The sequence below is a fragment of the Nocardiopsis alba DSM 43377 genome, assembly GCF_000341225.1.
GTDB lineage: Bacteria > Actinomycetota > Actinomycetes > Streptosporangiales > Streptosporangiaceae > Nocardiopsis > Nocardiopsis alba.
Genome location: NZ_ANAC01000010.1, coordinates 1 through 21,931, shown reverse-complemented (window position 1 = coordinate 21,931; position 21,931 = coordinate 1). Strand labels below are relative to the sequence as shown.

Annotated in this window: 18 protein-coding genes; 8 read left to right on the top strand and 10 right to left on the bottom strand. The window is 70.4% G+C overall.

The annotated features are described in order from the left end of the window. Positions 1–20 precede the first annotated feature (20 nt). Entirely contained in the window at positions 21–695 is a 675-nt protein-coding gene (locus tag D451_RS0107340; RefSeq protein ID WP_014911780.1) for a uracil-DNA glycosylase, read from the bottom strand. A gap of 155 nt (positions 696–850) precedes the next feature. Next, positions 851–2,482, bottom strand: a complete 1,632-nt coding sequence (locus D451_RS0107335; RefSeq protein ID WP_017533936.1) for a serine/threonine-protein kinase — start codon at positions 2,480–2,482, stop codon at positions 851–853. Between the two features lie 150 nt (positions 2,483–2,632). Between D451_RS0107335 and D451_RS28775 the strand changes: the two genes are divergently transcribed. Beyond that, on the top strand, positions 2,633–4,939 hold the full coding sequence (locus D451_RS28775; RefSeq protein ID WP_026124894.1) for a protein kinase domain-containing protein: 2,307 nt from the start codon (positions 2,633–2,635) through the stop codon (positions 4,937–4,939). 81 nt (positions 4,940–5,020) lie between these two features. Here the strand turns inward: D451_RS28775 and D451_RS0107325 are convergent, their stop codons facing one another. Further along, positions 5,021–6,826 (bottom strand): glycoside hydrolase family 15 protein, encoded by a 1,806-nt coding sequence (locus D451_RS0107325; RefSeq protein WP_234305713.1) that lies wholly within the window; start codon positions 6,824–6,826, stop codon positions 5,021–5,023. A 424-nt stretch (positions 6,827–7,250) separates the two neighbouring features. Next, complete coding sequence (gene yczE / locus D451_RS0107320; protein ID WP_014911029.1) at positions 7,251–7,940, bottom strand: membrane protein YczE; 690 nt, start codon at positions 7,938–7,940, stop codon at positions 7,251–7,253. A gap of 482 nt (positions 7,941–8,422) precedes the next feature. On the opposite strand from yczE, the gene yczR reads away from it, so the two are divergent. Beyond that, positions 8,423–9,883, top strand: a complete 1,461-nt coding sequence (yczR, locus tag D451_RS0107315; protein ID WP_014912541.1) for a MocR-like transcription factor YczR — start codon at positions 8,423–8,425, stop codon at positions 9,881–9,883. 73 nt (positions 9,884–9,956) lie between these two features. Here the strand turns inward: yczR and mobA are convergent, their stop codons facing one another. Both mobA and D451_RS0107305 read right to left on the bottom strand, forming a co-directional pair. Further along, positions 9,957–10,547: a molybdenum cofactor guanylyltransferase gene (gene mobA / locus D451_RS0107310; RefSeq protein ID WP_020379942.1), complete on the bottom strand. Its 591-nt coding sequence runs from the start codon at positions 10,545–10,547 to the stop codon at positions 9,957–9,959. Between the two features lie 58 nt (positions 10,548–10,605). After that, complete coding sequence (locus tag D451_RS0107305) at positions 10,606–11,427, bottom strand: alpha/beta hydrolase (RefSeq protein ID WP_026124892.1); 822 nt, start codon at positions 11,425–11,427, stop codon at positions 10,606–10,608. A gap of 365 nt (positions 11,428–11,792) precedes the next feature. Between D451_RS0107305 and moaA the strand changes: the two genes are divergently transcribed. Together moaA and D451_RS0107295 are read left to right on the top strand one after the other, a co-directional pair. Further along, positions 11,793–12,800, top strand: coding sequence for a GTP 3',8-cyclase MoaA (moaA, locus tag D451_RS0107300; RefSeq protein ID WP_017533931.1), 1,008 nt, complete (start codon positions 11,793–11,795; stop codon positions 12,798–12,800). Between the two features lie 101 nt (positions 12,801–12,901). Then, on the top strand, positions 12,902–14,089 hold the full coding sequence (locus D451_RS0107295; protein ID WP_017533930.1) for an RtcB family protein: 1,188 nt from the start codon (positions 12,902–12,904) through the stop codon (positions 14,087–14,089). A gap of 88 nt (positions 14,090–14,177) precedes the next feature. Here D451_RS0107295 and D451_RS28165 read toward each other — a convergent pair whose 3' ends face one another. Further along, positions 14,178–14,390, bottom strand: coding sequence for a hypothetical protein (locus D451_RS28165; protein WP_148281640.1), 213 nt, complete (start codon positions 14,388–14,390; stop codon positions 14,178–14,180). Positions 14,391–14,938: 548 nt separating this feature from the next. Between D451_RS28165 and D451_RS0107285 the strand changes: the two genes are divergently transcribed. Next, a complete protein-coding gene (locus D451_RS0107285; protein ID WP_014908924.1) occupies positions 14,939–15,148 on the top strand; it encodes a dodecin in 210 nt (69 codons plus the stop codon). Between the two features lie 110 nt (positions 15,149–15,258). Here the strand turns inward: D451_RS0107285 and D451_RS0107280 are convergent, their stop codons facing one another. The 3 genes from D451_RS0107280 to D451_RS0107270 all read right to left on the bottom strand — a co-directional run bounded on the left by D451_RS0107280 (position 15,259) and on the right by D451_RS0107270 (position 18,617). Further along, entirely contained in the window at positions 15,259–16,044 is a 786-nt protein-coding gene (locus D451_RS0107280; protein WP_017533928.1) for a hypothetical protein, read from the bottom strand. 180 nt (positions 16,045–16,224) lie between these two features. Beyond that, positions 16,225–16,935 carry a hypothetical protein gene (locus D451_RS0107275; RefSeq protein WP_017533927.1) on the bottom strand — a complete coding sequence of 237 codons (711 nt, stop codon included), beginning with the start codon at positions 16,933–16,935 and terminating at the stop codon, positions 16,225–16,227. Between the two features lie 125 nt (positions 16,936–17,060). Further along, positions 17,061–18,617 (bottom strand): LCP family protein, encoded by a 1,557-nt coding sequence (locus D451_RS0107270; RefSeq protein WP_026124891.1) that lies wholly within the window; start codon positions 18,615–18,617, stop codon positions 17,061–17,063. A 476-nt stretch (positions 18,618–19,093) separates the two neighbouring features. Here D451_RS0107270 and D451_RS0107265 point away from each other — a divergent pair, with 476 nt between their 5' ends. The 3 genes from D451_RS0107265 to D451_RS0107255 all read left to right on the top strand — a co-directional run. Then, positions 19,094–20,002, top strand: a complete 909-nt coding sequence (locus D451_RS0107265; protein ID WP_017533926.1) for an Lrp/AsnC family transcriptional regulator — start codon at positions 19,094–19,096, stop codon at positions 20,000–20,002. A 71-nt stretch (positions 20,003–20,073) separates the two neighbouring features. Further along, on the top strand, positions 20,074–20,934 hold the full coding sequence (gene folP / locus D451_RS0107260; RefSeq protein WP_193789598.1) for a dihydropteroate synthase: 861 nt from the start codon (positions 20,074–20,076) through the stop codon (positions 20,932–20,934). A gap of 249 nt (positions 20,935–21,183) precedes the next feature. Then, on the top strand, positions 21,184–21,931 hold a 748-nt coding region (locus D451_RS0107255), incomplete at its 3' end, for an RraA family protein (protein ID WP_017533924.1).

The following is a 21,931-nucleotide window of genomic DNA, read 5'->3' as shown; positions in this document are numbered from 1 at the left end:
CCCCTTGAGGATGAGAGTGCCTAGGGGAGCTGCCAGTTCACCGGTTCGGCGCCCTGTTCGACCAACAGCTCGTTGGTCCTGCTGAACGGCCGGGAGCCGAAGAAGCCGTTACGGGCCGAGAGCGGGCTCGGGTGGGCCGACTCCACGCACGGGACACCGGGCATCATCGGACGCAGGTTGCGGGCGTCGCGTCCCCACAGGATCGCCACGAGCGGCCCGCCGCGCTCGGCCAACGCCCGGATGGCCTGCTCGGTGATGGCCTCCCAGCCCTTGCCCCGGTGCGAACCGGCCTTGCCGGGGGCGACGGTCAGGACCCTGTTGAGCAGCAGCACGCCCTGCTCGGTCCAGGGGGTGAGGTCGCCGTTGGAGGGCATCGTGGTGCCCAGGTCCTCGCCCATCTCCTTGTAGATGTTGCGCAGGCTCGCGGGCAGACGCACGTCCGGGGCCACCGAGAAGCTCAGCCCGACCGCGTTGCCGGGGGTGGGGTAGGGGTCCTGCCCCATGATGAGCACGCGCACCTGGTCGAAGGGCTGCTGGAAGGCGCGCAGGACGTTGTCGCCCGCGGGCAGATAGGTGCGTCCTTCGGCGACCTCCTGGCGGAGGAAGTCGCCCATAGCGGCGATCTGTGGGGCGACCGGCTCCAACGCCTTCGCCCAGCCGCTGTCCATGATCTCAGTGAGGTCCCGTGTTGCCATGGCCAGAACATTAGTACCAGGCGACGACAACGGCGTCCCCTTCGGACGATCGGGGATCCCCGTGGGGAGGCCGTTTCCGGCGGTGCGTCCCCGTCGGAAGGGTCTGGCTACCGGCCGCGGACCGCCCTCACCTGGGCGGACGCGGACGGTCGGGGTCAGGGGTCCATGTGCGAGCGCCAGCGTTCCAGATGGGAACGGATGCCCTGTGTGCTGGACGCCTCCTCGCCGTGCAGCCTGATGTGATCGGCGAGCAGCGCCTCGTAGTGCCGGACGGCCTCCTGCGGGCGCCCACTGTGGCCCAGGTAGGCGGCCTGGTAGTGCCGGGCCCGCAGGGTGACCGCGGCGTCCGCCCCGCGCAGCCGGGTCAGATCGGGGACCAGTGCGGACAGCAGCTCCACGGCGCGGGCCGGATCCCCGGACTCGCCGACCTCGAATCCCAGGTACAGGCGGGTGGTCAGCACCTTGGTGGAATCGGGGCCGCCGACGACGATCAGGTCCGGCACGAGTTCCCCGTGGGTGCGCGCCGCCAGAGCGTGGTCGCCGGCGCGGCCCGCGTTGGTCGCCAGGTAGTAGCGGGCGGCCAGGGTCTCGGGATGGCGCGGTCCGTACACCCGGTTCAGGTCGGTCAACAGGGTGCTGAAACCGGCGACCGCGCGCGAGTGGTCGCCGCTCTTGCCCGTCGCGTAGGCCTCGCGACGCCGGGCGCGCAGAGTGTCCGGATGATCGGGCCCGAAGGAGGCGCGCAACAGCGGCAACAACGTACGCAGCTCCTCCGCGGCGGCCCGGTACTCGCCCGCGTCGGCGCGTTCCCGTGCGGCCTCCACCAGCTCCATGAGCCGGATCGGGTGGGCGTCGGTGTTCCGATCCTTGGCGTCCTCCTGGGTGTAGGGGAGCGTCGGCGTCAGCCGGGGCACCGGGGCGGTCGGCGTGGGCCGGTGCGGAAGATAGGGGGACAAGCGGTCGCGGACCTCCTCGGCACTGGAGGGGCGGTCCTCGGGCCGTTTGGCCAACATCTGCGCGACCAGCTCGGACAGCGAGGTCGGGATCTCCGGACGCAGCGCCGCCGCCGGCCTCGGAACGTCGTGCAGGTGCATGCGCAGCACCTTCAACGGCCGATCTCCCCGGAACGGGGGTTCGCCGGTCAACAGCTGGTACAGGATGGCGCCCAGGGAGTACAGGTCGCCGGCGTGGTCGACCCGGCCGCCCCGGACCTGCTCAGGGGACATGTACAGCGGAGTGCCGATCACCTGGCCGGTCCGGGTGATGCGGTCGTTCTGGTTGGCCGCGGTGAGGGCGGCGATCCCGAAGTCCAGGATCTTCAGGGTGTCCTCGCCGAGCTCCTCCTCCACCACCATGAGGTTCCCCGGCTTGACGTCCCTGTGCACGATCCCCGAGGCGTGCGCGGCGCCCAGGCCGGAGGCGGCCTGGGAGACCAGGGCGGCGGCCCGGCCCAGGGGCAGCGGTCCGTTCTCCTTGATCACCGCCGAGAGCGGCCGACCCTGGACCAGCTCCATCACGGCGAACACCACGTCCCCGCCGTCGGGGTCGTGGCCGAAGTCGTGCAGGATCACCACGTTGGGATGGCCGGCCAGGCGGGCGGTCAGCCTGGCCTCGCGCCGGAACCGGGCCGTGATCTCGGTCGATCCCACCCGCGCCGGTCGGATCAGTTTGACCGCCACGGGACGGTCCAACAGTTCGTCCACCGCGCGCCAGACCTGGCCCATGCCGCCCGCGCCGAGCTTGGACAGCAGGCGGTAGCGACCGCCCAGGACCCTTTCCTCCGGCACGCGTGCCCCCTGTGGTCGGACCAGCCCCGACCGTTATCGGGGCCGGGGAGTACGGGGCGTAAGCGTACAGCGGCCGGCGTTAGTGTGTTCTCTGCGCCCGTCGGCGCCCGTGACCCCGCAAACCCCCTTGTGGAATCGAGTGTCAGAGTCGTGAGCCCGAGTCTCTACGTTGGCCCGGATACCCAACCGGACAAGTACCGCCTGGTCAGGTCGGTGGGACGTGGTGGTGAGGCCACGCTCTACCTGGCCGAGGTCACGCTGGCCGGGCAGACCGAACCCGTGGTGGTGAAGGCGCTCCACCCCGACCTCACCGCGGACGACGAGAAGTTCGCCGACCTCAGCGCCCGCTGGGCCGAACAGGCCGAACTGCTGCGCTTCATCAACCGCCTGGGCGTGGTCGGGGTACGGGAGCACTTCGAAGGAGCGCCCGAGCACCCGGCCGACGGCGCGGCCGAGCTGAACGACCGGGCCCTGTACCTGGTGATGAACTACGTCGAGGGCCTGGACCTGCGGGACTGGCGGGCGGAGAACCCGGTCGAGGGGGTCGCCGGGCAGCGTCGGGTCCTGCGGTTCCTGGAGCAGGTCGCCCAGGTCCTGGACCTGCTGCACTCGGGACGGGCCACCCCGTCCAAGCGGGTGGTGGTCCACGGCGACCTGTCGCCGGGCAACATCATGGTCAGCGAGGAGGGCCAGGCCACCCTGGTGGACTTCGGCCTGAGCCGGATCGCGGCCCGGCACATGACCGCGCGCCCCTGGTTCACCCCGGGCTACGCCGCTCCGGAGATCTTCACCGGCGAGTACTCCGCCGCCACCGACCGCTACGCCTTCGGCGCGATCGCCTACTTCGCCCTGACGGGTGAGGATCCGCCGCCCGCCCCCGAACAGTTGCGTGAACGGTTCGGTGCCCTGCCGCTGCTCGCTGAGGCGGAGGAGGGGCAGCGGGAACTCGTCATGAGCATGTTCTCCATCGAGCCCTCGGAACGTCCCGAATCCTCGGCGTGGGTCAGGATCCTGCGCTCCCTGGCCACCTCGGCGCCTTGGACGGGTCCGGTCGCCGAGCCGGGCGCCGCTCCGGAGCCCGGGGAGGACGGTCTCGACGACGCCCTTCCCGAGCCGGGAGAGGCCCTCGCGGCGGCCGCGGTGTTCCCGGGCGGGAGCACATCCGTCGACACCCCCGAGGGGGCGCCGCCCAGGGGACCGCGCTTCTCCGGCCCCGCGCCGACCGACACCGGCGCCCAGGACGTGGCCGCGGCCGGACCGGAGGTGGACGACGCACCGGGTGGGGCCGCTCCCGGGACGGGCGAGGACGCCTCCGACGCGGAGGAGCCGATGTCCAAACGCCCGGTCGGCGGGATGCGCGGCAGGCCCGTGCAGGAGCCTCGGCCCCCGGCTCCGCGCCCCCTCCCCGAACCCGGCCCCTCCTCGGAGGCCCCGGTGCCGACCCCCGCCACCCCGCCCATGGGCGTCTCCTCGGCCTCCAGGCAGGGGCCGCCGCCCTCCCGTCCGCCGAGGTCGGGGCCGCCCGCAGGAGCGAGGGCGGGGTACGGGCCCCCGTCGGGGCCGCAGAACCCCCCGCCCGGCGGTCCGGTCCCGGGTCCTTCCGGTCCCTGGTCGAGGGCGACGGGCCCCGGCTCCTACCGGAACACCCCGGCTCACGGCGCCCCCGGTCACAGCGCTCCGGTCCACAGCGGACCCGTCCAGGGCGGTGCTCCCCAGGGGTACAACGGTTCCGGCCCGGTGCCGCCCCGGCCCGAGCCGGCGGCGGAGAAGCCCAAGCGCAGGTCGCGCAAGCCCATGATGATCGGTCTGGCGATCTTCGCCGTCGTGTTCATGATCGTCGGAGGCGGTGGCACCTACCTGTTCATCGACCGCGTCCTGCCCCTGTTCTCCGACGAAGGCGGACGGACGGTCGAGGCGGACGCGCGGGAGGAGCCCTCGGAGAGCCCCGAGAACGAGGCGCAGGCGCAGGCCGATCCCTCCGAGAAGCCCGAGAAGGAACCCTCGGACGAGCCCGAGGGCGGGCCCTCCGGGGCTCCGAGCGGCGGCGAGACCCTGCTCACCCAGATGGAGGCCGTCGACCAGTCGAACAACGACTACTGGCGGCCCGAGACCGGACGCGCCGACATCGACGGTCAGGCCTACAACCGTGCTCTGATCTCCGGGTTCTGCAAGACCTACGACTCCCGGTGCTCGGGGTGGATGGACTACAACCTCGGCCGGGACTGGAACACCTTCACCGCCACCATCGGCGTGGAGGACAGCTCCAGCTCCTCGGCGACGACCACGTTCCTCGTGCTCGTCGACGGAGAGCAGAAGGTCACCGAGACGCTGCGCCTGGGCGAGGTGAAGGAGATCGAGGTCTCCGTCGAGAACGCCCTGCGCCTGCGGGTCGAGGTCGAGAGCGACGGCACGGGGGTCTACCCGGTCTGGGCCGACCCCGTCCTCACCAAGGACTGATCGGAGCCCCTCCGAGGAGCGGCGACGGGCCCGCCCGGACCCGTGACGTCCGGGCGGGCCCGCTCCGTTCTCGCGGCGCCGCTACTCGGCGCGCCAGCCGCCCTGCCGGTCGGCCAGGTTGAGGGCCGTGGTCACCAGGGGCACGTGGCTGAAGGCCTGGGGGAAGTTGCCGACCTGGCGGCCGTCGCGCGGGTCCCACTCCTCGGCGAGCAGCCCCACGTCGTTGCGCAGGGAGAGCAGCCGGTCGAACAGCTCCCGTGCCTCCTCCTGACGACCGATGGACAGCAGCGCGTTGGCCATCCAGAAACTGCACGCCAGGAAGGCGCCCTCGTCGCCGGGCAGCTGGTCGGCGGAGTGCTCCAGGTCGGTGCGGTAGCGCAGCACGAAACCGTCCACCATCAGGTCCTTGCGCACCGCCTCGATGGTGCCGATGACGCGAGGGTCGTCGTAGGGCAGGAAACCGACCTCGGGGATGAGCAGCAGGGCGGCGTCCAGTTCCTTGCTGCCGTAGTACTGGGTGAAGGTGTTGCGCTGCGGATCGTAGCCGTATTCGCACACCTCGGCGTGGATGGTGTCGCGCAGGGCCCGCCACCGTTCGACGGGGCCCTCCTTGCCGAATTCCTCGATGCTGCGGACGGCGCGGTCGGCGGCGACCCAGGCCATCACCTTGGAGTGCACGAAGTGCTGCCGGGGGCCGCGGACCTCCCACAGACCCTCGTCGGGTTCGTCCCAGCACCACTCCAGGTAGTTCACGAGGGAACGTTGCAGTCCCCACAGGTAGTCGCCGCCCCGGATGCCCGAGCGTCGGGCCAGGTGCAGGACGTCCATGACCTCGCCGTACACGTCCAGTTGGTACTGGCCCACGGCGGCGTTGCCGATGCGGACGGGGGAGGAGCCCTCGTATCCGGGCAGCCAGTCGGCCTCCCATTCGGTGAGCCTGCGCTCTCCCCGGATCCCGTACATGATCTGCATCAGTTGGGGTTCACCGGCCACCGCGCGGACCAGCCACTCGCGCCAGGCCTGGGCCTCCTCCTGGTAGCCGGAGCGGATCAGCGCCTCCAGGGTGATGGTGGCGTCGCGCAGCCAGCAGTAGCGGTAGTCCCAGTTGCGGACACCGCCGATCTCCTCGGGCAGGGAGGTCGTGGGCGCGGCGACGATCCCGCCGGTGGGCTGGTAGGTGAGGGCCTTGAGGGTGATGAGGGAACGCACGACCGCCTCACGGTAGGGGCCGTCGTAGGTGCACTGGTCGACCCAGCGTTCCCAGAAGCGTTCGGTGCGGGAGAGCGCCTTCTCCGCGTCCAGGTGGTCGGACTCCTCCACTTGGGAGGGGTGCCAGGTCATTACGAAGGGGACGCGCTGCCCCTCGGTCACGGTGAAGGTGGTGTCGTGGGTGAGGTTGTGGCCCTGGAGGTGGACGGGGCTGCTCAACCAGATGGAGTCGGGGCCGGCGATGGCGACCAGTTCGCTCCCGGAGCGGTGCACCCACGGGACCACGTGCCCGTAGTCGAAACGGATGCGCAGGGTGGTGTTCATCCGCACCGTGCCGCGCAGCCCCTCCACGATCCGCACCACGTGCGGCATGCTGCCGCGGGGCGGCATGAAGTCGATGACCCGCACCGAGCCGGTGTCGGTGTCCCACTCCTGCTCCAGGACCAGGGTCTGACCTCGGTAGCGACGTCTGTCGGCGGGGGCGTCGGTGCCGTCCGGGCGCAGGGTCCAGCAGCCGTTCTGCTCATCGCCGAGCAGGGCCGCGAAGCAGGCGGCGGAGTCGAAGTCGGGCAGGCAGGCCCAGTCGATGGAACCGTCACGGCCGACCAGCGCCGCCGTCTGCATGTCGCCGATCATTGCGTAGTCTTCGATTCGGCCGGGCACGCGGCTCACCCCCATCGCGTCGTCATCCTCGTGCGGTGGGCGTGTTCACACGGGCGGGACAGGGGGTCCGCTTCTTCGCGGACCAACGCGCGCACGCCCGCACACGCCCCATCGGGGTGTCGTCACCCGACCCACGACCGGGTCGGGGCGCCGTTCGGGTCACCACGTCCCCCCGGACCGTCCGTCGGTCGCCTTCATCCGGTTATGTGCCCAGATGGAGGCCACCGTAAAGAACGGTCTCCGGAGAGTGCCCGGTATGCCCCTCGCCGTCGACCGCGGTCCCATCTTCCACAATCGGTGCGGACATGGCCACCCTTGCGTGCACGTGCATCTGAAAGCTCGTAGGGGTATGGGATGAAATGGTGGGCTTTGGTCGGGGAGAATTCGTGCAGCGATGGCGGAGAGGGCCGGGATCGTGTCCGATTCCGGCCCTTCCATGTCAGGCCTTCGAGTCCGTCTGGGTCGGCGGAACCCTCGGGGTCGCCTCGGCCATACGCATCATCGGGAGGAAGATCTGGGCCAGCGGGCCGATGGCGATCATGAACACGAGGGTCCCCAGGCCCACCGTGCCGCCCATCAGGAAGCCCAACAGCGCGACGGTCACCTCGATGATGGTCCGGGCCAGCCGGATGGAGAGTCCGAGCGAGGCCAGACCGGTCATCAGCCCGTCACGCGGACCCGGGCCGAGCCCCACCCCGATGTAGCAGCCGGTGGCGATCGCGCACACCAGGACGCCCGAGATCAGCAACAGGATCTGCAACGGCAGGAAGTCCGTGGTGGGGATCAGCCACAGGGACAGGTCCACCGACACGCCGATCACGATCACGTTGCTCAACGTGCCCAGGCCGGGCTTCTGTCGCAGCGGGATCCACAGCAGCATGATCAGCGCACCGATGATCACGCTCCAGGTGCCGATCGACAGGCCGGTCTGGTTGGACAGGCCCTGGCTCAGCACGTCCCAGGGCATCGCGCCCAGGTCGGATCGGATCAGCAGTGCACCACTGAGGCCGTACAGGTACAGACCGAGGTAGAGCTGGGCCAGTCGACGCAGACGGGGCCGTGGCAGGACCGGTGTGATCATGACCCTGTCGACCAGGGCACGGACCGAAGACCGGGACGGTGCGGACACTGCCGTCCTCTCTTTCCGTTCTCTCGTGAAAGGCGGGGTTCGTGTGCGGCAGGATTCATCGGGTCATTGGGCGATGATCCATTGGGGGAGCCACATCGGTATCGTGGCCGAGTTGGCGCCGTGATTGAAGAGCCAATCCGGTCAACTGGCACTAGGTCGTGTTTTTTGGATCATTCCTCCCACGCCGTTGCCCGCCACCACCCTCAACGGTCGCGCTGGCGCGCGCGGTGTTTGACACGGTGCCGGGCTTCCTCTCGCGGCGCCGCCCATTCGAAGCAAACACCGACGAGGACAGCCGAACCCGGGCGGGCCCCCGCTGTGCGACACTGCGGAGCCCGCGTAGCAGGGCACAGTAGGGGCGGCTTCGCTCGTCGTCCGGCGAGAGATCGCCCGGCGGCCGCTCGCCACGGATCGGCTCCGCCGATGCCGGGCGAAAGCATCCAAAGAACACTCCCCAACCCGACCTTCTGAAGTGGATCTTCATGGTGAGGCAGCGCAGTGACGGCCCCGGAACCGGTGGCGGGACCCGGCGGATCAACGGGCGTCTGCTCGCCCGTCTCATCGGCGAGGCGCCGGTGGAACGCCCGTACTACCTGGCGATCGCCCGCGCGGTCAGCGGTCTGGTCCTGGACGGCCGGGTGCCGACGCACACCCGGCTGCCGGCCGAACGCGACCTGGCCGCGGCGCTGGGGGTGAGCAGGAACACCGTCACGGCGGCCTACGCCTGGCTGCGGGACAACAGCTTCCTGGACAGCCGGCAGGGGGCGGGCAGCTGGACGGTCCTGCCCGACACCAGTACCCCGGACCCCGCTCCGTTCGCGCTGGCCGCGGAACAGATCGACCTGGGGTTGGCCGCCCCGCCCGCGATCGACGGACTGCGCGAGGCCTCCTTCCACGCCTCCGAACAGCTCGCCGCGCACGTGGGGGGCCTGGGCTACTACCCCTACGGACTGCCCGAACTACGGCACGCCATCGCCCGACGCTACGTCGAACGCGGGCTGCCCACGACCCCGGAACAGATCCTCGTCACCAACGGCGCCCAACAGGGCATCAGCCTGGTCATGGAACTGCTGCTCCAGCCGGGCGACGAGGTGCTCGTGGAATCCCCCACCTACCCCAACGCCCCGGACGCGGCCCGCCGCAGGGGAGGACGGATCCGCACCACCGGGGTCACCCCCCAGGGCTGGGACATGGAGTACATGGTGGACTCCTTCCGCCAATGGAAACCCCAACTGGCGTACGTGGTCGCCGACTTCCACAACCCCACCGGCGCGCTCATGGACGACGACGAGCGCCGTGTTCTGGTCCGTGAGGCCCGCCGGGCCGGTGCGCACCTGGTGGTCGACGAGTCGGTGGCGGAGCTGGCGATCGACTCGGGCGACCTGCCCGCCCCGGTGGCGGCCCACGACACCGACGGTCGGGTGCTGACCGTCGGGTCGGTGGCCAAACTACTGTGGGGCGGTCTCCGGGTCGGCTGGGTGCGCGCCACACCGCCGATGGTCACCCGGCTCATGCAGGTACGCCAGCGCATGGACCTGTCCGGTTCGGTGCACGACCAGCTCACCGCCACCCACCTGTTGGCGGACATGCTGCGGATCCGGGCCGAACGCAGCCGCCAGCTACGACGGAACCGCGACGCGCTCTTGGCCGCCCTGCGCGAGCGTCTGCCCGACTGGCGCCCCAGTGTCCCCGGGGGAGGGCTGGTGCTGTGGGCGGCCCTGCCCCAGCCGGTGGCGACCTCCCTGTCGGCGACCGCGGTCCGGCACGGGGTCCATCCGGCGGCCGGGCCGGTGTTCGGGGTGGACGGGACCCTGGAGCGTTACCTGCGCCTGGCCTACACCCGTCCACCGGACGTCCTGGAGGACGCCGTGGAACGGCTGGCCGTGGCCTACTCCGAGACCCTGTCCCACCCGACCCAGCCGCGCGGTCACCTGTACGTGTGACCCGGGCCGGTACCGGACCTCGACACGGACGACCTCGGTGAGGGTCTCCCTTCCCGAGGGTCGGGCCGACGGGTCATCGGCGCCGATCACCCTCCAGGTCGGACCGTGCGCGATCCAGGTCTCGCGGTGTGTCCACGTCGAACCCCCGGCCTCTTGTGGAGAACGCCACGTGGGCGGGGGCGAGGGGGTCGAGCAGTCCGTACAGCGAACGCCCCGAATAGACGCTCAGGGCCGCCGCCAGGGGGCCGGTACGCCAGACGCCGGTGAGCCACTGTTCCCGTCCGGCCTCGTCCACCAGGACGGCGCCCGCGCTCTTCGGGGAGCCATCGAGCGCCTCGTCCAAGGCGACGAGATGGTCCAGGGCCAGATAGGGCAGATCCGCCGCGAGCAGGACCACGCGGGGGGCCTCGACCCGGGCGAACCCGGCGCGTAGAGCGGGCACCGGTCCCGTCCCGGGAGGGTCCTCGCGGACGTAGCGTGCGCGTGGCCGTTCCCGTTCGGGACCGACCACGACCACGCCGGCCGTCGGGGCGTGGGCGCGCACGGTGGACACGACGTGTTCCAGCAGGGAGCGCCCGGCGACGGTCAGCCCGGGTTTGTCCACCCCGCCCATACGGCTCGCCGCTCCGCCGGCCAGGACCACCGCGTCACATCGTTCGTTCACGCCCCCAGGATGCCGGACGTCCCCGGGCTCCGGAACGACCCTCGTCGGCGACGCCCCCTCACACGGCGAAGCGGTGGGCGAAACGGGTCACCTCGGCCAGCACCTCGTTCCGGTTCGTCTCGTTGAACACCTCGTGCCGAGCGCCGGGGAAGATCCGCGCGGTGAGGTCCTCTCCGGCGACGGCCTCGATGCCCGTCTTGGTGTCGGCGATCGGGACCAGCGCGTCCGCGTGTCCGTGCACCCACAGCAGGGGCAGGGATCCCAGGGAGCCCGCGGCGTTACCGCGCTCCAGTTCGGTGAGCATGGCCCGGACCGTGGTCCGCTTGAAGGGGCCGTGCCAGACGAGCGGATCGTCGACGTAGGCCCGACCCACCTCGGGGTCGCGGGAGAGCGTGGTGGTGTCGATGGGGGCGTCGGGGATCTCCTCGGCCGCAGCGAGCTCCTCCAGGGTGCTCCAACGGCCCAGGACCGGGCCGGACAGGACCAGGGCGTGCACCTGATCGGGGTGGGTCTGCGCGTAGCGGGTGGCGATCAGGCCTCCCATCGAATGGCCGATCATCACCAGGGGCAGGGTCCTGTAGGCGGTGCGTGCCTGGGTGACCACGCGGTGCACGTCCTCGACCACACCGGCGTAGTCGTCGATCAGCACCCGCTCGCCGGAGGAACGCCCGTGGCCGCGGTGATCGGCCCCGTACACCACGGCGCCCGCCGCGCACAGGTCCTCGGCCACCCGCTCGTAACGACCGAGGTGCTCGCCGTAGCCGTGGACCAGGACCGCCATCCATGTGGGCTCGCCCCCGGACGGGGCCCACGCCCGTGCCGCCAGCCGCCCCGAACCGTCCGGACCGCCCGCCAGGGCCCACTCACGTGCGCTGATCACCGTGTCCCGCCTCCTCATCGCCATGTCCGTCTGCGACGATCGGATGATCGTCACCGCTCCTAGAGCATGGGGGACGGTGCGGCGATGTGTCATCTTTCGAGGGGCGAGGGCGGGGCCGTTACGGTGCGTGTCCGGAATCGCCCATGACACAACGTTCGGGCAACGATCCGAGGCGTGTTCTTGGGGCGAAGGTCCAGAGGCGGGCGCGATTCCTCGTGGTCACCGACGAAATGGTGCAAAAGGTGTGATCTAGGCTACTCATAGTGAAAGTGCATCTTTTACGCTTACGAGTGGGTATCCCTCGAGCGGGTGCAATTTTGGCGTAACACCCGCTCGGCAATTCAGACTGGAGAGGGGTGACGCCCGTGCTGTCCGACTCCTACGGACGCGTGGCGACGGACCTGCGGGTCTCGCTCACCGACCGCTGCAACCTCAGGTGCACCTACTGCATGCCGCCGGAGGGGCTGGAGTGGTTGCCCAAACCGGAATTGCTCACCGACGACGAACTCCTGCGCCTGATCCGTGTGGGGGTCACCCGCCTGGGAATCGACGAGGTCCGCTTCACCGGAGGAGAACCGCTGCTCCGGCGCGGACTGCCCGGCATCATCGCCGGGACCACCGCCCTGTCCCCCCGCCCCCGCACCGCTCTGACCACCAACGGCATCGGACTCGCCCGGACCGCCCCCGCCTTGGCCGAGGCCGGGCTGGACCGGGTCAACGTCTCCCTCGACACCCTCGACCCCGTCGTGTTCGAGAAACTCGCCCGACGCCGCCGACTCGACGACGTCCTGGAGGGGCTGTCCGCCGCCTCCGAAGGGGGACTGACCCCGGTCAAGGTCAACGCCGTCCTCATGCGCGACGTCAACGATCACGAGGCCGCCGACCTCCTGCGCTACTGCGTCGAACGCGGCTACGAACTGCGGTTCATCGAACAGATGCCGCTGGACGCCCAGCACGGGTGGCGCCGCGACACGATGATCACCGCCGACGAGATCCTCCGACGGCTGGAGGCCGACTTCGACCTCCGACCGGCCGACGGTGAGGCCCGGGGCAGCGCGCCGGCCGAACTCTTCCACGTCCGAGGACTCACCTTCCCCGACGGCAGGGAGGCCACCGTCGGGGTCATCGGTTCGGTGACCCGCCCCTTCTGCGGGGCCTGTGACCGTGTCCGCCTGACCGCCGACGGCCAGATCCGCAACTGCCTCTTCGCGCGCGAGGAGTCCGACCTGCGCACGCCCCTGCGCGAGGGAGCCACCGACGACGAGATCGCCGAACGCTGGACGGCCGCCGTCGCCGGCAAGCTGCCCGGGCACGGGATCGACGACCCGGGGTTCCTTCAGCCGGCACGCCCGATGTCCGCCATCGGCGGTTGATCCGCGCCGAAAACGGGTTGCCTCCCCTCCACGGGACCTGACTTGATGTTCCCGGGACGCGCACGGCGTCCCGGGGCCCGACAGGAAAGGGAGGTGGCCCCATGCCTCACACCGAAGTTCCCGGAGAGCGCGTACCGATCCGCATGTGGGCCGACCCGGACACGGTCGAGTCCGCCGCCATGGAGCAGCTGCGCAACGTCACCCGCATGCCCTGGACCCACGGGCTCGCGGTGATGCCCGACGTCCACTACGGCAAGGGCGCCACCGTCGGTTCGGTCATCGCGATGCGCGACGCGGTCAGCCCGGCCGCGGTCGGGGTCGACATCGGCTGCGGGATGACGGCGGTGCGCACCGACCTGACCGCCGAACGCCTGCCGGACGATCTGGGGCGCCTGCGGTCCGCCCTGGAGGCGACGATCCCGGTCGGGTTCCACTTCCACGACGAGGCGATCGACCCCGCCACGGTGCCGGGGCTGCGCAGCGGGGACTGGGACGGGTTCTGGCGGGGCTTCGACGACCTCGCCGAGGCCGTCCACCCGCGTCGTGAAAGGGCCCTGCGCCAGATGGGGACCCTGGGCGGAGGCAATCACTTCCTCGAAGTGTGTCTGGACGACGACGGCATGGTCTGGCTCGTCCTGCACTCGGGATCGCGCAACATCGGCAAGGAGCTGGCCGAGCACCACATCGGGCGGGCCCGCGACCTGCCGCACAACCGGGATCTGCCCGACCGCGACCTGGCGGTGTTCCTGTCCGGGACCCCGGAGATGGACGCCTACCGGCGTGATCTGTTCTGGGCCCAGGACTACGCCCGCCGTAACCGCGACGTCATGATGGGGCTGGCCTGCCGGACCCTGGAGCGGGAGGTGCCGGGGACCGGCTTCGGGCAGTGGATCTCCTGCCACCACAACTACGTCGCGGAGGAGCGTTACGACGGGGTGGACGTGCTCGTCACCCGTAAGGGCGCCATCCGCGCGGGAAGCGGCGAGTACGGCATCATCCCCGGGAGCATGGCGACGGGAACGTACGTGGTCAAGGGCCTGGGCAACCCGGAGTCGTTCAACTCCGCCTCCCACGGGGCCGGACGCCGTATGAGCCGGAACAAGGCCCGCAAGACCTTCACCCGGGAGGACCTGGTCGAACAGACCAGGGGAGTGGAGTGCCGCAAGGACCTGGGCGTCGTGGACGAGATCCCCGCCGCCTACAAGGACCTGGAATCGGTCATCGAGGCCCAGACCGACCTCGTCCAGGTGGTCGCCCACCTGCGGCAGGTCGTCTGCGTCAAGGGCTGAGGAACGGTCGGAACCGGACCGACGAGGGGCTCGGTCGGTGATGAGGTGATCACGGGCGTGGGCTTCCACCCGGGGCCTCGCGACGGACTCAGCCCTCGAAGCGGTCCATCGGCACGGTCTCACGGAGGAAGCCGCGCATCTCCAGGAAGCCGGCGAGGTAGGCGCGGTGCTCGTCGCAGGCCACCCAGACCTTGCGTCGGTCCGGGGTGTGCAGGCGGGGGTTGTTCCACACCAATGCCCAGGTGGCGGCCTCGCGGCAGCCCTTACGAGAACAGTGCGCGTCCGGTGCGGTATTACCCAAAGTCGATCCCCGGATGACGAAGTGGATTTCGTGGTCAAACCACGACCACGGGCGGGTATTCGCTCCGACCGGGTGTGGACAAAAGACGACGCCGGGTGGTTACGGGGGCAAACCACCCGGCGTCGCGCACGATGTTCCGACGGGGGCTCGAAACATCGTCTCGCGCTTCGACGGGGGACCGAAGCGCTAGGTCCCAATGTACACCGGAGCCCCCCGGGGTACGTCAAGAGTCAGTTACGACGTTGTCTCGGGACAGTCCCATCGGGTGGGTCCTAAGTCCCAGGTCAGGACTTATCCGACAGGTCTCGGCGCCTTTCACGGTGCCTGTCGGGCATGAAGAGTGGGCCTCGTGGTCAATCACGTCCCAACCGGGGCCAAAGTCCTCAGAAATTCTCGGCAAAGGGCTTCGACCCGTTCCGAGGAAAGGCGCTTCCGATAAATCGGCGTCGCTGTGGGGGCACGTGTGGCGAACGGGGTTTGAGGGGACGGAGGGGAACGGGGGGACCGTGCTCGCGCGGTCCGTACGAGCGACTACGCAGGGGGCGTCCATGAGCGACCACACCTATCGCGTCACGGAGATCGTCGGCACCTCGCCCGACGGTGTCGACCAGGCCGTTCGCAACGGCATCCAACGGGCCTCGGCCACGTTGCGCGGACTCGACTGGTTCGAGGTCACCCAGATCCGCGGCCACATCGAGAACGACGGGGTCGCCCATTTCCAGGTGGGGCTCAAGGTCGGCTTCCGCCTGGAGGACTGAGTCGACGGGCGTTCCTCGGTCGAGGCCACGCCGACCACGAACGACCCCGGAACGACGCGGGGCCCGGACCGTTCGGTCCGGGCCCCGCGCGCTTGCGGGAGGACGGGGGCTCAACCCTCTTCGGGGTCGGGGCCGCGCAGCACGTCCGCGTGCACGTGGTCCAGATGACGCAGGATCTCGTTGTCCGGGTCCGCGTCGTAGTGGCGCCACCCCATGGACGGGTAGCGGGTGCTCCAGATCTTGTCGTCGAAGATGATCACGTCGATCTGGTAGTTCGGCGCGTGCGCGATCAGCCAGTGGGCCAGCAGCCACCCCTCCCGGCGGTTCTCCTCGTTCACGGGACGGTAGAAGATGTCGAGCGCGCGCCCCTCGTAGTGCGCCGATTTCTCCCCGTGCCCGGTGTCGTAGCCGCCGGCGACGTAGCCGCCGATGCTGCTGTCGGCGAAGACCTCCTCGATACCCTCCTTGAGGGTGGTGGCGCGCGGGGTCAGCCCGGAGGGCTCCTCCTCCTCGAACTCCACCTCCTCGCCGGGGTAGCGGCAGGTCATGGAGGGTCCCGCGTCGTCCTTCGGCCCTTCGACCAGGGCCGTCATGACCTCGTCGGGGATGTCCTCGATGTCGGGGGCCTCGATGGGCGCGGCGTCCCCCTGAGCGATCACGGCCGCCGCGGTGCTCGCCCGTCGTGCCTGGTCGCGGTCGAGGGGGACCCGTTCTCCGTCGACCCAGACCGAACAACTCGGTCCCCACGGTCGGGAGAAGGAGGTCCGCCCCTCGTTCTCCCGCCACCACTGGAAGGCCAGGACCGCGATCACGGCCAGCACGAGCAGGAACGCGGCGGACATGATCGCCCTGCGTCTTCGAAGGTCCTCGGGGGGTACGGCGGCTCTGTGCGTCATGGACTCCTGCCCTCTCACGCCGGACGGACGGCCTTCTTCGCCGTCGGGGTCCCGGGCGCACGTGACTTGCGTTTCTCGAGAGATACTTCGCTTATGGGACGCAAGAGGTCGTTCGCTCATTCCCGACAGTGACCGGGATCAAATCCAGGGGTGGTGTCGCCCGCAGTCGCCCGGAGGGGTTCACAGCACCGACCACAGGACGAACGCCCCGCCCAGAAGCAGGGTCAGCGCCCAGATCCGGTCCATCGTCACGCCCTTCCAGCGCAGGGCGTGCACGCCCAGGAAGTCGTAGGCGATCAGGGCGGCCACGGCGGCCGCCGCGAACATCGCCAGCGTGTGCACCCCGGTCGCCGCCAGACCGAGCAGCGTGGCGTCCCACAGGCTCCACACGCCTTCGACCGGTTCCGTGGCCGCGGCGGGCTCCACCGCGGTCTCCGCGGTGGGGGAGGGGGCGCCATGCCCGGCGTGTCCACCCTCCACGTGCGAATGCGAGAGCCGGCCGGCCAGCACCGGCATCAGCATCAGACCGGCGCCGTGGGCCGAGGCCATGAGGAAGGACCAGGCGCAGAGCTGCCACAACGGAAGCCGGAGGGCGCTCTTGTGGACGTGCCGTCGCGACAGCAGCATCACCAACCCCACCAGAACGATCAGTGACCCGCCGATCACGGGGAAGAGCACCGACGCGGTCGCCGAACCGGTCACGGTGATCGCGACCGCGGCCACCGCGACGCTGCCGGCGTGCCCCAGGGCGATCGCGGGCAGCGCGCGCAGAACCTGGGCACGCCCGCCCTCCTGGAGACCGCGTCCGACGGCCAGAAGCCAACCCATCCCTGGATGGAGTCCGTGAAAGGCACCGAGAGCGATGAGGGTCCACAACTGCGCGGAGGTCACCGCGCCAGGGTCACACGAGGGCGGGCCGGAGACAACGGTCGGTGATCGAATGGCCGCTTTCGGTCAGGCCGCGGTTCCGGGGCGGTGTGATCCCGGGGCGAACCGGCCCCGGGACCGTGCCCACGTCAGGGGCAGAGCATGTCCAGGTCGGTGGCCTCGGAGCCGACCTGACGGCCCGGATCGGCGGGGGAGGGCTCGTCCAGGCCGGTGTAGTCCTGCCACTCGGTCCGGTCGCTCTCGGTCGTCTCCTCGGCGCCGGCCTCGGCGGTGGTGTCCTCCACCAGATCGGACTCACCGGTGGGAGAGTCCGAGGGCTCGCCCGAGGGGGCGTCGACGGGAGCGCGTCCCGTGATGGCCTCCTGCACCAGCGCCTTCACCTCGTCCCAGTCGGGGTTGGCGGTGTTGACCTGGGGCGGGGAGAGCTGGAGGGCGCTCATCCGGCCCTCATCGGTGACCAGGTCGGCCAGCTCGATGAAGGCGGGTACCTTGGTCTGCGGAATGTCGGTGCTCAGCGTCCTCTTGGTGGCGCCCGCGAGCCGTCGATAGCCGGTGAGGATGGTGGTCGGCTCCACCTGCTCGGCGACGTACTTGATCAGGCACCCCTGACGGCCCATCCGCCCGTAGTCGTCGGTGCCGATCCGGGAACGTCCGTACCAGAGGGCCTCGTGACCGTCCAGGCGACGCAGGCCCGGCTCCAGCACCCCGCCGTGCACCCCGTACGGGATGGGCTCGGTGATCCGCACCTGGATCCCGCCGACCGCGTCGATGAGATCGCGGAACCCCATCATGTCGACCATCGCGTAGTACTCGATGTCCAGACCGAGGTTGTACCCGATCACCTTCTTCAGGGTGTCGGCGGACGGGTCCGGGACACGGGGATCGATCGCCAGTTCCTCGGGCTCCTCCGCGACCGTCTGATAGACGTCGTTGAGCAGCAGATCGAACCCGTAGGGCTCGGGGTAGCGCTCGGCGAGGGTACTGCCCTCGGGGAAACGGGCGTTCTCCAGGTTGCGCGGCAGCCCCACCAGCAGTGTGTCACCGGAGGCGGTGTCCACGCTCGCGACCATCATCGAGTCGGTGCGCACGCCGTAGCGATTGTCGCCCGAATCGGCGCCGAGCAGGAGGACGTTGACCCGCTCCGCCCCGTTCCACGGGTCGGCCGCGTCGTGCGGCAGGCCGTCCTCCCCGAAGCCGCCGAACACAGCGCCCAGGGTCTCGTAGGCGGTGTAGCCGGCGTGCAGGGCCCAGGCGGAGGGCGCGGCGATGGTCAGACACAACAGGAGAACGGTGACGCCGCCGAGCAGGCGGTGACCGATGCCGGGCCCCTCGGGCCGTGTGATGGACCACGAGTGCACGATGATGCTCAGCCACAGGATCGCGACCACGAAGACCGCGATCATCGCGCCCAGCAGCCAACGGTCCTGCACGGCCAACGCGGCCACCACGGTCACGGCGTCGGATCCGTGTGTGCTGAGCCAGACCACCGCGGCGATCAAGGCGACGATCCCGAGAAGGTAGGCGCCCAGGATCAGGCCCCCCGCCCTCCGGCGCCCCATGCGCAGGTGGGCCGATCCGGGGAAGGGGACCGAAAGGGCGGTCCACAGCAGAGCCCGCCCCGTGCCGAGACGTTCGTTCGGGCGCTTCGGCGCCTCCTCGTCCCGCTGCTCGTCCTCCGCTGCCACCAGCGTTTCCTCTCACGCAGTGAGACGGCCCGACCGAGCCGTCCCGTCCTGGTCCTGTCCCCTTACAACGATCCCCGGCGGTGTCCAACATTCGGGGCACGCCACACCCGGGTTACGCGTCAGTGAACGATCCCATGCTCGCCGATCACATGTGCCGGGCGGTGGGGACGTCCGAGGACCATGGTCCCGGAGGCCCCGGGGGCCGTCGCCCGGGTGGGTGAGTTCAGTGTGTCGCTTTGCCGGGGTTGTGTGTGCGGCGGCCACCTCATAAGGGATGTTCTATACAAGTCTGTTATGTGGTCGAGAGGTGCTCGTTGAGGCATTGGATGGCGCTATCGGGCCGCTCAAAGGGGTGAATCAGCCGATTTCTTTCGCGATCGGTAGTGAAACGAGCTCCACAACTGCGATGATCTGCCCGGAGGAGGGGGCGCCGTCCGGGGGAATGGACGGCGACATGGGAACGAAAGGCAGGCATCGTGCTCGATGCGGTTGACGCGGCGCTCATGCGCGCGTTGCAGGGGGACGGCAGGGCGACCTTCCAGGCCTTGGCGGACGGGGTCGGTCTGTCCAGGACCGCGGTGCGCGCCAGAGTGCGCCAACTCGTGCAGTCGGGGGCGATCAGGATCGTCGGCGTACTGCACGCCGGGGTCGTGGGCATGGAGGTCCTCGGCCACGTGTCCTTCAGGGTCGGCGGACCGGTCGAACCGGTCCTGGAGGTCCTGGGGGAACGGGAGGCCGTGACCTTCGCGGCCCAGGCGGCCGGGCGCTTCCCGGCCGTGGCCCAGGTACGGGTGGCCGACGACGCGGCGCTGACCAAGGAACTGGCCCACCTGCGCTCGCTACCGGGGGTGGAGGGCGCGGAGGTCTTCCGGGCCAACGCCGTCTACAAGGACGCCCACAGCAGTGTGCGCGAACTGGGCGACATCGAATTGGACGCGCTGGACTGGCGCCTGGTCCGCAGATTGCTCAAGGACGGACGGGCCTCCTACGCCGACCTGGCACGCCAGGTCGGGTTGTCACAGGCCGCCGCCCGTTCGAGGGTGGTGCGCCTGCTCGACTCGGGGGTGGTGCACGTGACCGCCCTGGTGGAGCCCTCCGCGGTGGGGGCCAACGAACAGCTCGGCTTCGGGCTGTGCTGCCGGGGGGACGCCGACGCGCTCGGCGCCGCCCTGGCCAACATGTCCAGGGTGTCCTTCCTGGCCAGCGGGTTCGGACGCTACGACGTGATCGGTTCGATCACCGCCCCCGACCGTTGCCGACTGGTCGAGGCCCTGGAGGCCGTGCGCGGCACCGTCGGGGTCGGGAACGTGGAGACCTGGGAGTACCTGCGGGTGCGCAAGGAACGACGGGGAGGGGATCGACCGGAGGGGTGGGGGCCGCTGTGAGGCGGGTCCCACCCCCGGGGCCGGGGCCGGGGGCGGTGGTCGCCGACCCCGGCGTGCCCCATGATGGGCCCATGGTGACAGGCGGCCCGGCTGTGCCGGACAGGACAGGGACACTGCGACTGCGCGGGCGGACGTTCGCGGGACATCGGTACGCGGTGATGGGCGTGATCAACAGGACCCCCGACTCCTTCTACGACCGGGGCGCCACCTACGCCCTGGACGCCGCCCTGGCCTCCGCCGACCACGCCGTGGCCGCCGGCGTCGACATCATCGACGTCGGCGGGGTCAAGGCGGGCTACGGCTCCTACGTGGGGGTGGACGAGGAGATCCGCCGCACGGTGCCGTTCGTGCGCGAGTTGCGGGACCGCCACCCCGAGGTGGTGATCTCCGTCGACACCTGGCGGGCCGAGGTCGGTCGTGCCTGCGCTGAGGCCGGCGCCGACATGATCAACGACACCTGGGCCGGCGCCGATCCGGATCTGGCCCGGGTGGCCGCCGAGTACGGCACCGGTCTGGTGTGCAGTCACAGCGGAGGCCTGGCCCCGCGCACCGACCCCCACCGGGTCCGCTACGACGACGTGGTCGCCGACGTGGTGGCGGGCGTGTGCGCCCTGGCCGAACGGGCGATCTCGCTGGGGGTGCGTCCGGACGGGGTGATGATCGACCCCACCCACGACTTCGGCAAGAACACCTACCACTCGCTGGAGCTCACCCGACGGCTGAGGGAGCTGGCGGACACGGGGCTGCCGGTGTTGGTGGCGGTCTCCAACAAGGACTTCGTGGGGGAGACCCTCGGCGCGGGGCTGACCGAACGCGGCGACGGCACGCTCGCCACCCTCGTGGTCTCGGCGCGTGAGGGGGCCCGTGTCTTCCGGGTCCACGACGTGGTGGCGGCGCGCACCGCGTTGGACGTGGTCGCGGCGGTCGGCTGAGGTCGTTCCCGGACCCTCGTGGTCATGGCGGGGAGGGCGAGAGCGGGCACGGTGGAGCATCGGGCACGCGGATCGCCCGTCTCCAGGGCCAATGTGTAACCGGGGGTAGCATTTTTACGTGTTTCGGGCTCGCACCGCTTGCGTCACGCTTAAGTTACCCATGAGTATGGAGGGGGTCGGTCCGAATCGACCGCACCGGGCGCGGGTGTAATGGAGGCTGACGTGGCGCTTGCGAAGACGTTGACGGCTGTGGGAACCGTGGCCCTGGCCCGATGCGGCGGCCGTCCCTTCGGGACCCACCTCTTCTCCGTCTGGCCGGGCGCCGCCTTCGCCGCGACCGCCTTCCCGGTCCGCTGCGCACCGGGGGACAACCTCGCCCTCCACGTGGCGGTGGCCCAGGCGCCCCCGGGATCCGCCCTGGTCGTGGACGTGGCGGGGGAGGCCGAGTACGGCTACGTCGACGAGATCCTCGCCGTGGCCGCGCGCACCCGAGGGGTCGCCGGGATCGTCCTGGACGGATGTGTCCGCGACGTCACCGCCATCGCCCACTGCGGCCTTCCCGTCTTCGGAGCCGGTGTCTCGGTCCGTGAGGTCGGACACGACGCGGGCGGGGCCATCGGACGACAGATCAGCATGAACGCCACCGGGCCCGCGCCCCTCCCGGTCAGACGGGGCGATTGGATCGTGGCCGACGACGACGGGGTGGTCTGTCTTCCCCGCGGTCAGGTGAGCACGATCATCGCCGAGACGATGAGCAGCATCACCCGGGAACGGGAGATCATCGACGCGGTCTGCGCGGGGGAGAGCACCCTCGACCTGCTCGGACTCGACCCCTCCCGGGTCACCGGCTGGGAGGGCGGCGAGCACACGAACGATCCCGCCCCCAGGGGACGGCCCCGGCAGTTGAATCCGCGTCGGGGCGACCGCGGCGGTGAGGGCCATCCCTCGACCCGGTCGCGTCGAGGATCGTGTTCGACGGTGACCGACGTCTACGGCG

Coding starts and splice junctions, on each gene's coding strand:
- D451_RS0107340 (WP_014911780.1), bottom strand. CDS start 695: ATGGCAACACGGGACCTCACTGAGATCATGGACAGCGGCTGGGCGAAG.
- D451_RS0107325 (WP_234305713.1), bottom strand. CDS start 6,826: ATGGGGGTGAGCCGCGTGCCCGGCCGAATCGAAGACTACGCAATGATC.
- yczR (WP_014912541.1), top strand. CDS start 8,423: ATGGTGAGGCAGCGCAGTGACGGCCCCGGAACCGGTGGCGGGACCCGG.
- D451_RS0107295 (WP_017533930.1), top strand. CDS start 12,902: ATGCCTCACACCGAAGTTCCCGGAGAGCGCGTACCGATCCGCATGTGG.
- D451_RS0107285 (WP_014908924.1), top strand. CDS start 14,939: ATGAGCGACCACACCTATCGCGTCACGGAGATCGTCGGCACCTCGCCC.
- D451_RS0107280 (WP_017533928.1), bottom strand. CDS start 16,044: ATGACGCACAGAGCCGCCGTACCCCCCGAGGACCTTCGAAGACGCAGG.
- folP (WP_193789598.1), top strand. CDS start 20,074: ATGGTGACAGGCGGCCCGGCTGTGCCGGACAGGACAGGGACACTGCGA.